Here is a 14348-nt window from a genome sequence, read left to right on the forward strand (position 1 = left end):
CGCGATGAACCATCAGCGCCGCCGCCCGCCTTCCTTCCACGGCGCCGCGCAACCGCGCAGCGTTTTCACCCGCTGACCCGTCAAGCACGTGTCGGCATTCAAGAGAGACCGTCATGAGCCTACTCGACACACTCGGTTCCCTGGTTGGCAAATCCCCCGAAGGCGGTGGCCAGCAAGCCCTGGTTTCGGCCGCACTCGAATTCGTCAATAGCCAGCCGGGCGGCCTGAACGGCCTGATCGACCGTTTCAAGGAAAAAGGCCTCGGCGACATCGTGACCTCGTGGGTCAGCAACGGCGAGAACCAGCCGATCGCGCCCGATGCGCTGCATAGCGTGCTTGGCTCGGAGACCGTGACCAACCTCGCGGCGAAGGCCGGCGTGCAGCCGGATCAGGTCACTGGCCTGCTGTCGCAGATTCTGCCGCACGTCGTCAACGCGGCCACGCCGGAAGGCGAAGTGCCGGCCGAAGGCAAGCTGAACGCCACCACCGTACTCGGCGCGCTCGGCGGCTTGTCCGCGCTATTCGGTAAAGGCAACGCGTAACAACGCGGGCGGCCTCGCCTGCCGTGTGCCCGCTTGCGCAATCAACGGGCATAAAAAAAGCGGCAACGAAGTCACCTTCGTTGCCGCTTTTTAACGTCGTCGGGAACGGCTCGATCGCCGCCCTTCCTCTCTCCGTAGAACGCGTTTCGCTTAATGCACGACGCGTTCGAACACCAGCTTGCCTTCTTCCAGTTCGACCGGAATCACGTCCTTCGGACCGAACTTGCCGGCGAGTATCAGCTTGGCGACCGGGTTCTCGATCTCCTGCTGGATCGCGCGCTTCAACGGCCGCGCGCCGAACAGCGGATCGTAGCCGACCTTGCCGACGTGCTCGAGCGCCGAATCCGACACCACCAGTTGCATGTCGAGCTTGGCCAGCCGCTCGTGCAAACGTTGCAACTGGATCCGCGCGATCGACTGGATATTCGAGCGGTCGAGCGCATGGAACACCACGACGTCGTCGATCCGGTTCAGGAACTCGGGCCGGAAGTGCAGCTTCACTTCTTCCCAGACCGCGTCCTTCACCGCTTCCTGCGGCTCGCCGACCATCGACTGGATCACTTGCGAACCGAGGTTCGACGTCATCACGATCACCGTGTTCTTGAAGTCCACGGTGCGGCCCTGTCCATCGGTCATGCGGCCGTCGTCGAGCACTTGCAGCAGCACGTTGAACACGTCCGGATGCGCCTTCTCGATCTCGTCGAGCAGGATCACGCTATACGGCTTGCGACGCACGGCTTCCGTCAGATAACCGCCTTCTTCGTAGCCGACATATCCCGGCGGCGCACCGATCAACCGCGCGACGCTGTGCTTCTCCATGAATTCGCTCATGTCGATACGGATCAGATGATCTTCCGAATCGAACAGGAACGACGCCAACGCCTTGCACAACTCGGTCTTGCCGACGCCGGTCGGTCCGAGGAACAGGAACGAACCGTACGGCCGGTTCGGATCCGACAGACCCGCGCGCGAGCGGCGGATCGCATCGGCCACCGCGCTGATCGCCTCGTCCTGGCCGACCACGCGCGCGTGCAGCTTCTCCTCGATCTGCAGCAGCTTTTCGCGTTCGCCCTGCATCATGCGCGACACCGGAATACCGGTGGAACGCGACACGACTTCAGCAATTTCTTCCGCACCGACCTGCGTGCGCAAGAGCCGCGGACGCGTCGGATTGTTCTGCTCGTTCGCCTCGGCCTTGGTCACTTCCTTCAACTGCGCTTCGAGACCAGGCAGCTTGCCGTATTGCAACTCGGCGACCTTTTCCAGCTTGCCTTCACGTTGCAGACGCGTGATTTCCGCCCGCGTTTTCTCGATCTCTTCCTTCAGTTGCGCGCTGCCCTGCACCGCGGCTTTTTCCGCAGTCCAGATTTCTTCGAGGTCCGAATATTCGCGATTCAGCCGCTCGATTTCTTCCTCGATCAATTGCAGACGCTTTTGCGACGCTTCGTCTTTTTCCTTCTTGACGGCTTCGCGTTCGATCTTCAACTGGATCAAACGACGGTCGAGCCGGTCCATCTCTTCCGGCTTCGAGTCGATTTCCATCTTGATCTTCGAAGCGGCTTCGTCGATCAGGTCGATGGCCTTGTCCGGCAGGAAACGATCCGTGATGTAGCGATGCGACAGTTCCGCCGCCGCCACGATCGCCGGGTCGGTGATATCGACGCCGTGATGCAGTTCGTACTTTTCCTGCAGACCGCGCAGGATCGCGATGGTCGCTTCCACCGTCGGTTCGTCGACCAGCACCTTCTGGAAGCGGCGCTCGAGCGCGGCATCCTTTTCGATGTACTTGCGATATTCGTCGAGCGTGGTCGCGCCGACGCAATGCAGTTCGCCGCGCGAGAGCGCCGGCTTGAGCATATTGCCCGCGTCCATCGCGCCTTCGGCCTTGCCCGCGCCGACCATGGTGTGAATTTCGTCGATGAAGACGATGGTCTGGCCTTCGTCTTTCGCAATGTCGCTCAGCACGGCCTTCAGGCGCTCCTCGAACTCGCCGCGATACTTGGCGCCCGCCAGCAAGGCCGCCATATCGAGCGATAACACGCGCTTGCCCTTGAGCGTTTCCGGCACTTCGCCGTTGACGATACGCTGCGCCAGACCTTCGACGATCGCGGTCTTACCCACGCCCGGTTCGCCGATCAGCACCGGGTTGTTCTTGGTGCGACGTTGCAGGATCTGGATCGAACGACGGATTTCGTCGTCGCGGCCGATCACCGGATCGAGCTTGCCGGCCCGCGCGCGCTCGGTCAGATCCACGGTGTATTTCTTCAGCGCTTCACGCTGGCTTTCGGCGTCCTGGCTATGCACTTGCGAGCCGCCGCGCACCGCGGCGATCGCGCTTTCCAGCGACTTGCGCGACAAGCCATGCTGACGCGCGAGACGGCCGGCCTCGCCTTTGTCGTCCGCGACCGCGAGCAGGAACATCTCGCTCGCGATGAACGTGTCGTTGAGCTTTTGTGCTTCCTTGTCGGCCTGGTTCAGCAGACCGGTCAGCTCGCGGCCGATCTGCACGTTGCCGTCCGTGCCCTGCACTTGCGGCAGACGCGTCATGGCGTCGCCGAGCGCCGTTTGCAGCGCCTGCACGTGTACGCCGGCACGCGAGAGCAGCGAGCGCGCCGAGCCATCGTGTTGGGCGACGAGCGCCGAAAGGACGTGAACCGGTTCGATGTATTGATTGTCATGGCCGACGGCCAGACTCTGGGCATCCGCCAGCGCTTCCTGGAATTTAGTGGTGAGTTTGTCGATTCTCATCAAGCGACCTCCAATTTCGATTACCACCAAAATGAGGCGTTTTATCCAGGTTTCAAGCGCTTTTTTGCCTCAAGCGTCAACTATTTAACATTTGACGCGAGAGAAATGCCTGCCGCATTCAGGCCAGCGACGCAGAGTCGCCGCCAGCCGATGCGACCGGCGTAATCGGAATCACGTTGCTCAAACCGAGCAGCGCGGCCAACGGGCCGTGCGGCTGCGCCACCTCTCCAATGGTATGACGGTCAAGTTCGGCGAGGAAGGCATTGCGCGCCGCCTCGAGCGTATTTCGCAGACGGCACTGCGCGGTAATCACGCAACCACGGCGCTCACCGTGCTGATCCGGAAAACAGCCGACCAGCGCAAAGTCGCTTTCCGTCGCGCGCACGATTTCGCCGACCGTCAGCGCGTTCGTCTGTTCCGCGAGCCGCAGGCCGCCGTTGCGGCCGCGCACGGTCTCGACCCAGCCGAGTTCGCCGAGCTGCTGCACGACTTTCATCAAGTGGTTCTTGGAAATGCCGTACGCGTCTGAAATGTCCTGGATCGTCGACAACCCGCTGCCGCGAACGGCGAGGTAGAGCAGGACGCGTAGTGAGTAATCCGTATAGTCGGTCAGTCTCATGAGTGCAGGTATTGCAATGAGCGCAAGCCGCGATCCGGGAGATAACCGCGTCGATGCAAGGGTTGCCGTGGGCCGTCGCTTCGCCCTAAGATGCAGGCGCTACGCATATTTTCCGGTTCTGCGCAGACAGGCGGGGTGGGTCGTCCGGCAGTAATGGTAACGTTTCCTGCCTGGGGCATTCTTACGAAAAGCGGGGTGTTCGCATCCTACTTCCTTCCATTCGGCCTCGATTTGAGGCCATTCCTGACGCTCCGCGGCGCCCTATTGCGAGGCGCGATGAATAGCCGCATTCTTTTGGAATTTGCATGAACCCGTCCTTCCCTGCCGCGCCGGTCGTCGAGCGCGCCTCCGAACCCACCGAGGCGAATATCCGCGAGCTCGTCTACGGCTTTTACGACCGCGTGCGTGCCGATGCGCTGCTCGGCCCTGTATTCGACGCGACGCTGGCGGGCCGCTGGGACGATCATCTGCCCAAGATGTGCACGTTCTGGGGCAGCCTCGTGCTGGGCGCGAAGCAATACCGCGGCAACGTGCAGCAGGCGCATCAGCCGCTCGAGGGAATCGAGCCGCAGCACTTCAGCCGCTGGCTGTATCTGTTTCTGGATACGGTCGAATCGCGTTATCAGCCTGCCGCGGCGGTGCGCTTCATGGAACCGGCGCTGCGGATCGCGCAGAGTCTACAGTTGAGCCGTTTCGGCTGGGACTACAAGATTCCGGAGGAACAGCAGGCATTGCTGGAGCGCGTTGCGCCGAAACGGCGTCCGCGCGACGGTGAGGATGCGGCTCACGCGGCGCGTCCGTCAGGCGAGCCGTTTCCGGCGCGGATCATTGGCCGGGCGCGGGATGAATGAGCCGGGTTCAGGCTTCAGGGTCGTTTTATCCCATCCGGCGGGCCGGAAAGCATCACCCGAGCGGTTACAGTTTTGGGAGCGCTTCAGAACGTCGTGAGTGGCGCCAAGATGCTTGTTTGGCCCGCAGAATCCTGCAAACCCGAAGCCGCCACGCCTACTCCCCCGTCCGATTGCCCGATTCAATGCCCCAACGGGCGAGCGCCGCGTCGTCGGTGACGCGGGCATCGACCCAGTGCTCACCGGCCTCGGTCTTCTCTTTCTTCCAGAACGGCGCTTGGGTCTTCAGGTAGTCCATCACGAATTCGCACGACGCGAACGCTTCCCCGCGATGCATGGCCGTCGTCGCCACCAGAACGATCTGATCGAGCGGATAGAGCTTGCCGACCCGATGCACGATCGACACCTCGATGCCCGGCCAGCGCTCGCGCGCGCTCACGATGATCGCCTCCAGCGACTTCTCCGTCATGCCGGGATAGTGTTCGAGTTCCATCGTCTCGACCGTGCTGCCGTCGTTCAGATCGCGCACGGTGCCGACGAAGCACGCCACGGCGCCGATCTTCGGATTGCGCGCGCGCAATGCGGCGACCTCGGCAGTGAGGTCGAAGTCTTCCGTCTGGACGCGAACGGGCATCTGTGGCTCCTATGCGGTTAAGCGGCGTGGCGGCGTTGCGGCTCAGCCACCAGTGACGGGCGGAAAAAACGCGACTTCGCAGCCTTCGGTGACGCGCGTGCCGGCGCTGGTCATCACGTGATTGCAGGCCATGCGCAGCGCGCGGCCTTCAGCCAGCGTGTCGGCCCAGATGCCGCCGCGCACGCGCAGCCACGCGCGCACATCGCCGACGGTCGCGATGCCGTCGGGCAGGTCGACGGTTTCGTCGGCCAGGTCGAGCGCTTCACGCACGCTCGCAAAATATCGGAGTTGAATCTTCATCGGGATGCCACCGGCTCTGGCCGGCCTCAGTTCAGCAATTCAGAAAAAGGAATGAAGCGCACGGTCTCGCCGGCGCTGATCGCGTGATTCGGCGGATTATCGATCAGGCCGTCGCCCCAGACCGTCGACGTCAGCACGGCCGAACTTTGATTCGGAAACAGATCGAGGCCGCCGGCCGGGTTGATGCGCGCGCGCAAGAATTCGTTGCGGCGGTCGGCCTTGCTCTGCGTGAAATCCGCCCGCAGCGACAGTGCGCGCGGCGCGACCGTCTGCACGCCGGCGAGGCTCAGGATGAACGGACGCACGAACAGCAGGAAAGTGGCGAAGCTGGACACCGGATTGCCGGGCAAGCCGATAAAGAAGGTTTCCGCCGAGTCCGAGGCCGAGGCCAATGCCGCAGCGGAAGCCGACTCCGCCGCCTCACCACGCTGCGCCGCGCGGCGCACCGCGCCGAATGCGAGCGGCTTGCCCGGCTTCATCGCGATCTGCCACATCGCAAGCCGGCCCTCTGCCTCCACCGCCGGCTTCACGTGATCTTCCTCGCCCACCGACACGCCGCCGCAAGTCAGGATGAGGTCATGCGCCTCGGCGGCTTCGCGCAGCGTCGCGCGGGTCGCGTCGAGCTTGTCCACGACGATGCCGTAGTCGGTGACTTCGCAGCCGAGCTTCTCCAGCAGGCCGCGCAGCGTGAAACGGTTCGAGTTGTAGATCGCGCCCGGCTTCAGCGGCTCGCCGGGCATGGTCAGCTCGTCTCCGGTGAAGAACACGGCGACCTTGACGCGCCGCCGCACCACCAGTTCGGCGCAACCGACCGAGGCGGCGAGTCCCAGCGCCTGCGGCGTGAGCCGCGTGCCCGCCGGAAGAATGACCGAGCCGCTGCGGATATCCGCGCCTTGCGCCGTGATCCATTCGCCCGGTTGCGGACTGTGCAGGATGGTGACTTCCGCGCCGGCGGCTTCGGTTTGCTCCTGCATCACGATCGCGTCGGCGCCGGGCGGCACCGTAGCGCCGGTGAAGATGCGCGCCGCCGTGCCGGGCTTCAGGGGCTCCGGCGCGTGACCGGCCGGAATGCGCTGCGAGACCGGCAAGCGGCTGTTGCCCTGCGTCGTCAGATCCGCCGTGCGGATCGCGTAGCCGTCCATTGAACTCGTGTTCATCGGCGGGACGTCGAGCGGCGACGTGACGTCGGCCGCGAGCACGCGGTTCAGCGCTTCCAGCGTGGGGATCGATTCTGTGCCGGCAATCGGGCTCGCCGCGCTGAGCAGGGTCGCCAAGGCTTCGGCGGTGGCGAGCATCGGCGCGCGGGGCGTGGGTGTGGACATCTCAGGTCTCGAAGCCGCAGGTTAAAAGAATATTGTAGCGGTCGAAGCAGATAGCCTGGGCGGCGGGCGTTATCAGGGGAGTTTTTTGGAGCTTGAGCGCTTGCCGCGAGGCTTCGCGGCAAGCGTCATTTTGCGTGAGGCGCCTGGAGCATGTCGGCCAGGCTGCGTGAGCCCTGGACAACGCGCTCACGCTTCACGGCAACCGCGTCTTAAGCGCCCGCCTTCGCCACAATGAAGTCCTTCACGCGCTGCGCATCCGCCGGCAGCACTTCGAAACGCTGCGGCAGCGACTCCAGGCCCGAGAATGCGGCCGGCCGCTCCGGCTCGCGCAACAGCGCTTCGCGGATCGTCTCGCCGAACTTGATCGGTTGCGCCGTCTCCAGCACGATCATCGGAATGCCCGGCTGCAGATGTTCGCGCGCCACCTTCAGACCGTCGGCCGTGTGCGTGTCGATCATCGTGTCGTAACGTTCGAACACGTCGCGGATCGTATCCACGCGGCTGTCATGGCTGCTGCTGCCCGACACGAAACCGAACTCCTTCACGCGCGCGAAATCGCCGCTCGCCGCGAGATCGAAGCCGCCCTTCTCCTCGACATCGCGGAACAGTTGCAGCACGCGCGCCGGATCGCGGCCGAGCAGATCGAACACGAAACGCTCGAAGTTCGACGCCTTCGAAATGTCCATGCTCGGGCTGCTGGTGTGATACGTCTCGGCCGCCTTGCGCACGCGGTAAATGCCCGTGCGGAAGAACTCGTCGAGCACGTCGTTTTCGTTGGTCGCGACGACCAGCTTCTCGATCGGCAAGCCCATCATGCGCGCGATGTGGCCCGCGCACACGTTGCCGAAGTTGCCCGACGGCACCGTGAACGACACGCGCTCGTCGTTCGACTTCGTGGCTTCGAAATAGCCCTTGAAGTAGTACACGACCTGCGCGACGACGCGCGCCCAGTTGATCGAGTTGACCGTGCCGATCTTGTACTTCGCCTTGAACGCGTGATCGTTCGACACGGCCTTGACGATGTCCTGCGCGTCGTCGAACACGCCTTCCACGGCGATGTTGAAGATGTTCGGGTCTTGCAGGCTGTACATCTGCGCGGTCTGGAACGCGCTCATCTTCTTGTGCGGCGACAGCATGAACACGCTGATGCCCTTCTTGCCGCGCATCGCATATTCGGCGGCGCTGCCGGTGTCGCCCGAGGTCGCGCCGAGAATGTTCAGCGTTTCGCCATGCTTGGCGAGCGCGTATTCGAACAGGTTGCCGATCAACTGCATCGCCATATCTTTGAACGCGAGCGTCGGACCGTTCGACAGTTCCAGCAGCGACAGCGGCGCGCCGTTCTCGACGCCCAGCGTCTTCAACGGCGTGATCTGCGCGGCGCTTTCGTCGTCGCGCACGTTGCAGTACGTGGCCGCCGTGTACGTCTTACGTGTGAGCGCGCGCAGGTCTTCGGCGGGAATGTCGTCGCTGAATTTGGACAGGATCTCGAAGGCGAGGTCCGCGTACGGCAGCGTGCGCCAGCGCGTCAGTTCGTCAGCCGTGACGCGCGGGTAGTCGGCCGGCAGGTAGAGGCCGCCATCTTTGGCGAGACCGCCCAGCAGGATGTCGGAAAAGGTATGGCGCTCGCCGGCTCCGGCGCCGCGCGTGGAGAGGTAGTTCATAGTTCGGCCTAGTTCAGCGCTTCCATGCGCAGCTTCGTGACTTGCGAGACAACGGTCTTCAACGCTTCGATCGTTTTGATCGCGGCGTTGACGTTCTTCTCAACCGTTTCGTGCGTAATCAGGATGATGTCGGTTTCGCCCTTGCCGTTCGCGTCGACCTGCTCCGATTCCTTCTGCAGCAGCGCGTCGATCGAAATGCCGGTGTCGGCCAGAATGCGCGTGATGTCGGCCAGCACGCCCGTCACGTCCGCCACCCGCAGACGCAGGTAGTAGCCGCTCGTGACTTCGTCGATCGGCAGGATCGGGGTGCTCGACAGGCTGTCCGGCTGGAACGCCAGATGCGGCACGCGATGCTCCGGGTCGGCCGTGTGCAGACGCGTCACGTCGACCAGATCGGCCACCACGGCCGAGGCCGTCGGCTCGGCGCCCGCGCCCTTGCCGTAGTACAGCGTGGTGCCGACCGCGTCGCCGTGTACGACGACCGCGTTCATCGCGCCTTCCACGTTCGCCAGCAGGCGCTTTTCCGGAATCAGCGTGGGATGCACGCGCAATTCGATGCCCTTGTCGGTGCGGCGCGCGATGCCGAGCAGCTTGATGCGGTAGCCGAGTTCCTCGGCATATTTGATGTCGATCGCCGCGAGCTTGCTGATGCCTTCGACGTAGGCGCGGTCGAACTGCACCGGCACGCCGAACGCGATCGCGCTCATGATGGTCGCCTTGTGCGCGGCGTCCACGCCTTCGATGTCGAAAGTCGGATCGGCTTCGGCGTAGCCCAGTTCCTGCGCGGCTTTCAATGCGGTCGCGAAATCGAGCCCGCGGTCGCGCATCTCCGAGAGGATGTAGTTCGTCGTGCCGTTGATGATGCCCGCGATGTACTGGATGCGATTAGCCGTCAGACCTTCGCGCAGCGCTTTGATGATCGGAATGCCGCCCGCCACCGCTGCCTCGAACGCCACCATCACGCCGTTGGCGCGCGCCGCTTCGAAAATTTCCGTGCCGTGCACCGCGAGCAGCGCCTTGTTGGCCGTGACCACATGCTTGCGGTTCTTGATCGCGCGCAGAACGAGGTCGCGCGCCACGCCCGTGCCGCCGATCATTTCGGCCACGATATCGATCGACGGATCGTCGACCACCGCGTTGAAGTCATCGGTCAGCGCCACCGTGCCGGCTTCGCTGCCCAGCGCCGCTGTCGCCTTCGCGGGATTGCGCACGGCAATGCGCGCAATCTCGATGCCGCGGCCCGCGCGGCGTTTGATTTCTTCCTGATTGCGGCGCAGTACCGTGAAGGTGCCGCTGCCTACCGTGCCGAAGCCCAGCAGTCCAACTTTGATCGGTTCCATGCAGCGTGTGTTTTCGAGTAGATGATTAAAAGGGAAACGGGTGGCGCCTGGTGGACGGCGCGACGCGGTGGGTGCCGCGTCGTACGCCCTATTGTGCGCTAGGCTGCGTGACGCTTGCGGTAACCGTCGAGGAAGCGCGCGATGCGGTTGATCGAATCCGCGAGATCGTCCACGTTCGGCAGGAACACGACGCGGAAGTGATCCGGCGTTTTCCAGTTAAAGCCCGTGCCCTGCACGAGCAGCACACGCTCTTCCAGCAGAAGGTCGAGGATGAACTGCTGGTCGTCCTGAATCGGATAAATCTTCGGGTCCAGACGCGGGAACATGTACAGCGCCGCTTCGGGCTTCACGCAACTCACACCCGGGATGGCCGTCAACATGTCATACGCGAGTTCGCGCTGTTTGTACAGGCGCCCGGTCGGCACGATCAGGTCGTTGATGCTCTGATAGCCGCCGAGCGCGGTCTGGATCGCGTACTGGCCGGGCACGTTCGGGCACAGGCGCATGGACGCCAGAATGCCGAGCCCTTCGAAGTAGTCTTTGGCGTGACGGCGGTTCTCGCCGGCGGTCAGGCCGGAGATGAACATCCAGCCGGCGCGATAACCGCACGAACGGTAGCTCTTCGACAGACTGTTGAAGGTGACCGTGAGCACGTCTTCGGAGAGCGCCGCCATGGACGTGTGCTTCTTGCCGTCGTAGACGATCTTGTCGTAGACCTCGTCGGCGAAGATTACGAGGCCGTGCTGGCGGGCAATCTCGATCAGGCCGAGCAGCAGTTCGTCCGAATACAGTGCGCCGGTCGGATTGTTCGGGTTGATGACCACGAGCGCGCGCGTGTTCGGCGTGATCTTCGCGCGAATGTCGTCGAGGTCGGGCATCCAGCTATTCGATTCGTCGCAGATGTAATGCACCGGCGTGCCGCCCGACAGGCTCACGCCGGCGGTCCACAACGGGTAATCGGGCGCGGGCAGCAGCACTTCGTCGCCGTCGTTCAAAAGGCCCTGCAGCGCCATCACGATCAGCTCGGAGGCGCCGTTGCCGATGTAGATGTCGTCCAGTTCGACCCCGTGCACGCCCTTTTGCTGCGTGTAATGCATGATCGCCTTGCGCGCGGCGAACACACCCTTGGAATCGGAGTAACCCGACGAACCCGGCAGGTTCAGGATCATGTCCTGAATGATTTCGTCCGGCGCGTCGAAGCCGAACGGCGCGAGATTGCCGATGTTCAGCTTGATGATGCGATGACCCTCTTCTTCGAGCCGCTTCGCGTGTTCGAGGACGGGCCCGCGAATGTCATAACAGACATTCAACAACTTGTTGGATTTGAGAATCGGTTTCACGGCGGGCACTTCATCCTGGTTGATGGCTTGGGCGAACAGACGTGCGTTCCTCAGGCGCGCCAGCGGCGGATTGCACCGGTACGGCAGCGAGCAGAACACACACAGACAAAGCAGACGAAAAGCGGCCGAAAGCGGGCAAAACCAAGGCGGGTAGCCGGTGGGCCGCACCCGTGGACTCAGCGCGGCTTGTGGCGGCGCATGAGCGAGGGGCGCCGCAAGGCGGCTAAAAAGTTATAATTTAGCGGATTTTGGCCGACTTCCGCAATGCACCAACCGCAACGGCAAGCCTTTTCGGCCGCTTGTGACCCGCTTGTGACCCGCTTGTGACCCGCTTGTGCCCCGTTTGTGCCGGTTTGTGCCCCATGCGCGTGTCCCACTCGCGTCGAATCGCCCTGCCTCGGCTCAAGCCGGTCAGGCCGCCCACACGCATGATGTCTCACGACGACTTCGGAAAACCAATTTGAAATTACATCAGGATTCGAGCGGCGCCCTCAACACCGTCACCGGCTACGGCGCCGACTACGTCGAAATCAATCTGGTGCGCCATTCGGGCAGCATTCTCGTGCTGCCGGACGCACCGGTCATCCCTTGGCCCGTCTCCTCTTTCGAGCAGCTCAGTGCCGAGCACTTCGCCATGCTGGTCGACTCCGCGCCCGAAGTGGTGGTGTTCGGCAGCGGCGAACGGCTGCGCTTTCCGCATCCGCGCCTGATCGCCGCGCTCACCGCGAAGCGCATCGGCGTCGAAACGATGGACTTCAAGGCCGCCTGCCGCACGTACAACATTCTGATGGCCGAGGGCCGCAAGGTCGCGGCCGCGCTGCTGATCGAAGCCTAGAACCGTGGTCGCGCTGCCGGCCCGGAGCGTGTCGGTTGCAATGCGCGCGCGGGCTGCTGCGCAACTTGTCCAGGGCGTTCGCGCCACCGCATTGGAGCGCGCGCCCTGGCCGCGTCACGGCCGATAACGTACACTGCGCGCCATTGATTGCCGGACCGCCAGTCTAAGCATGACCGCGCGCGCCGGCAGCGACCTCTGTCGACGCAAGGTGAAGCAAGCGCCGCCGTCGAAGCTAGCGGCGCGTCGCAACGCAACCAGAACGCCACGCGGACGGTCTCATGCACGCGCGCGCCGAGGATGGCCGTCCCGCCAGGCGCCGGCCGCCTCGCGGGCGACCGCCCGCCTGACCGGTCGCCATTTCCGAACAACACCGCTTCGCCGCCCGCGCGGCGTCGCCACAAAGGTTGAAATCCATGAACGATACGCCGTCCAGGCTACCGCTCAACCGCACCACGATCCTGCTGCTGGTGCTGGCCCTTGCCGTGATCTGGTTCGTGCCGCTCGGCTGGCGCCACCTCTTGCCGAGCGACGAAGGCCGCTACGCCGAAATGGCGCGCGAGATGTTCACGACCGGCGACTGGATCACGCCGCGCTACAACGGCTACAAGTATTTCGAAAAGCCGCCGCTGCAAACCTGGGCGAACGCACTCACGTTCGCGTGGTTCGGCATCGGCGAATGGCAGGCGCGGCTCTACACGGCGCTGACGGGCTTTGCCGGCGTGCTGCTGGTCGGCTTCACCGGCGCGCGCGTGTTCAACGCGGCGACCGGCGTGTTCGCGGCGATCGTGCTGGCGACTTCGCCCTACTGGAACCTGATGGGCCACTTCAACACGCTCGACATGGGCCTGTCGTTCTGGATGGAACTGACGCTGTGCGCGCTGCTGCTCGCGCAGCGCCCCAACCTGCCGACCGGCAGCGTGCGCGGCTGGATGTGGGTGTGCTGGGGCTCGATGGCGCTGGCGGTGCTCTCCAAGGGACTCGTCGGCGTGATCCTGCCGGGTGCGGTACTCGTGCTGTACACGGTGATCGCGCGCGATTGGGCCGTGTGGAAGCGCCTGCATCTGATCGGTGGCCTGATCGTGTTCTTCGCGATCGTCACGCCGTGGTTCGTGCTGGTGCAGCAGCGCAACCCGGAATTCCTGAACTTCTTCTTCATCGTTCAGCAGTTCAAGCGCTATCTGACGCCCGAGCAGAACCGTCCGGGGCCGTTCTACTACTTCGTGCCGGTGATGATCGTCGGCTTCCTGCCGTGGCTCTCGGTGACGCTGCAGAGCGTGCGCCACGCGTGGCGCCTGCCGCGCCAGCCGAATGGCTTCGCGCCGGTCACGCTGATGCTGACGTGGACCGTCTTCATCTTCCTGTTCTTCAGCGCGTCGCATTCGAAGCTGCTGTCCTACACGCTGCCGATCGCGCCGCCGATCGCGCTGCTGATCGGCATGTACCTGCCGCTCGTCACGCGCGAACAACTGCGCCGCCATCTCGCCGGCTATGCACTTTTTCTCGTAGTCGCCGCGTTTGCCGCGTTGTTCATGTCGCGCTTCGGCAGCGCCCGCAATCCGGCCGAACTCTATGCGGAGTACCGCACGTGGGTGCTGGCGGCGCTCGCGGTCGCCTTCGTGCTGACGCTGGCCGCGCTGTGGCTGAACCGCCGCAGCCGGGCCGGCAGCCTCGGTGCCGTCGCCACCTTCGGCGCGGCGTGGCTGCTGCTCGGCACCATCGCCGGCACGGGTCACGACGTGTTCGGCCGCCTGAGTTCCGGCGCGCCGCTTGCGCCCGCCATCAAGGCGGAGATCGCGAAGTTGCCGGCGGATACGCCGTTCTACTCGGTAGGCGTGCTCGACCACACGATGCCGTTCTATGTCGATCACGCCATGATCATGGTCGAGCATCCGGACGAACTGGCGTTCGGCGTGTCCGTCGAGCCGCAGAAATGGATTCCCACCATCGATGCCTGGATCGAGCGCTGGAAGGCCGACCGCTACGCGCTCGCGCTGCTCCCGCCGCCGACCTATGACCGGCTCCTCAAGGAAGGCCTGCCGATGCAGGTGATCGCCCGTGACTCGCGCCGCGTGGTGGTGGAAAAGCCGCTGGCCACGCCCGGCGCGCCGGCAACCGACGCATCGGCACCCGCGTCAGTAGAAAAACCACAACAATGACCC

The 14348-nt window shown here is 64.0% G+C and carries 12 protein-coding genes; 4 read left to right on the forward strand and 8 right to left on the reverse strand.

The window, feature by feature from the left end; genetic code table 11:
* The first annotated feature begins 11 nt into the window (after positions 1-11).
* Positions 12-542 carry a YidB family protein gene (locus P0D80_RS27690; RefSeq protein ID WP_408247659.1) on the forward strand — a complete coding sequence of 177 codons (531 nt, stop codon included), beginning with the start codon at positions 12-14 and terminating at the stop codon, positions 540-542.
* 150 nt (positions 543-692) lie between these two features.
* Here P0D80_RS27690 and clpB read toward each other — a convergent pair whose 3' ends face one another.
* Together clpB and P0D80_RS27700 are read right to left on the reverse strand one after the other, a co-directional pair.
* Entirely contained in the window at positions 693-3290 is a 2598-nt protein-coding gene (gene clpB, locus P0D80_RS27695; protein WP_132374786.1) for an ATP-dependent chaperone ClpB, read from the reverse strand.
* Positions 3291-3408: 118 nt separating this feature from the next.
* Positions 3409-3909, reverse strand: a complete 501-nt coding sequence (locus P0D80_RS27700; RefSeq protein ID WP_408175583.1) for an Rrf2 family transcriptional regulator — start codon at positions 3907-3909, stop codon at positions 3409-3411.
* Positions 3910-4214: 305 nt separating this feature from the next.
* Here P0D80_RS27700 and P0D80_RS27705 point away from each other — a divergent pair, with 305 nt between their 5' ends.
* Positions 4215-4760, forward strand: coding sequence for a group III truncated hemoglobin (locus P0D80_RS27705; protein ID WP_408175584.1), 546 nt, complete (start codon positions 4215-4217; stop codon positions 4758-4760).
* 154 nt (positions 4761-4914) lie between these two features.
* On the opposite strand, the gene P0D80_RS27710 is transcribed toward P0D80_RS27705, so the two are convergent.
* The 6 genes from P0D80_RS27710 to P0D80_RS27735 form a co-directional block, all read right to left on the reverse strand.
* The gene (locus P0D80_RS27710) at positions 4915-5391 is read right to left on the reverse strand and encodes a molybdenum cofactor biosynthesis protein MoaE (RefSeq protein WP_408288133.1); all 477 of its coding nucleotides are present in this window, start codon (positions 5389-5391) and stop codon (positions 4915-4917) included.
* 42 nt (positions 5392-5433) lie between these two features.
* Positions 5434-5691, reverse strand: a complete 258-nt coding sequence (moaD, locus tag P0D80_RS27715; protein ID WP_132374790.1) for a molybdopterin converting factor subunit 1 — start codon at positions 5689-5691, stop codon at positions 5434-5436.
* 26 nt (positions 5692-5717) lie between these two features.
* Entirely contained in the window at positions 5718-6986 is a 1269-nt protein-coding gene (locus P0D80_RS27720) for a molybdopterin molybdotransferase MoeA (protein WP_408288246.1), read from the reverse strand.
* A gap of 236 nt (positions 6987-7222) precedes the next feature.
* Positions 7223-8674 carry a threonine synthase gene (thrC, locus tag P0D80_RS27725; RefSeq protein ID WP_132374791.1) on the reverse strand — a complete coding sequence of 484 codons (1452 nt, stop codon included), beginning with the start codon at positions 8672-8674 and terminating at the stop codon, positions 7223-7225.
* 8 nt (positions 8675-8682) lie between these two features.
* Positions 8683-10014, reverse strand: coding sequence for a homoserine dehydrogenase (locus P0D80_RS27730; RefSeq protein WP_132374792.1), 1332 nt, complete (start codon positions 10012-10014; stop codon positions 8683-8685).
* Positions 10015-10112: 98 nt separating this feature from the next.
* Positions 10113-11363 (reverse strand): pyridoxal phosphate-dependent aminotransferase, encoded by a 1251-nt coding sequence (locus P0D80_RS27735; protein WP_408288249.1) that lies wholly within the window; start codon positions 11361-11363, stop codon positions 10113-10115.
* Positions 11364-11814: 451 nt separating this feature from the next.
* On the opposite strand from P0D80_RS27735, the gene P0D80_RS27740 reads away from it, so the two are divergent.
* Both P0D80_RS27740 and P0D80_RS27745 read left to right on the forward strand, forming a co-directional pair.
* Positions 11815-12189 (forward strand): Mth938-like domain-containing protein, encoded by a 375-nt coding sequence (locus tag P0D80_RS27740; RefSeq protein ID WP_408175589.1) that lies wholly within the window; start codon positions 11815-11817, stop codon positions 12187-12189.
* A gap of 413 nt (positions 12190-12602) precedes the next feature.
* On the forward strand, positions 12603-14345 hold the full coding sequence (locus tag P0D80_RS27745) for a glycosyltransferase family 39 protein (protein ID WP_408288139.1): 1743 nt from the start codon (positions 12603-12605) through the stop codon (positions 14343-14345).
* Positions 14346-14348: the final 3 nt, after the last annotated feature.

Origin of the sequence: Paraburkholderia sp. RL17-373-BIF-A, assembly GCF_046030175.1 — a bacterium.
Taxonomy (GTDB): Bacteria; Pseudomonadota; Gammaproteobacteria; order Burkholderiales; family Burkholderiaceae; genus Paraburkholderia.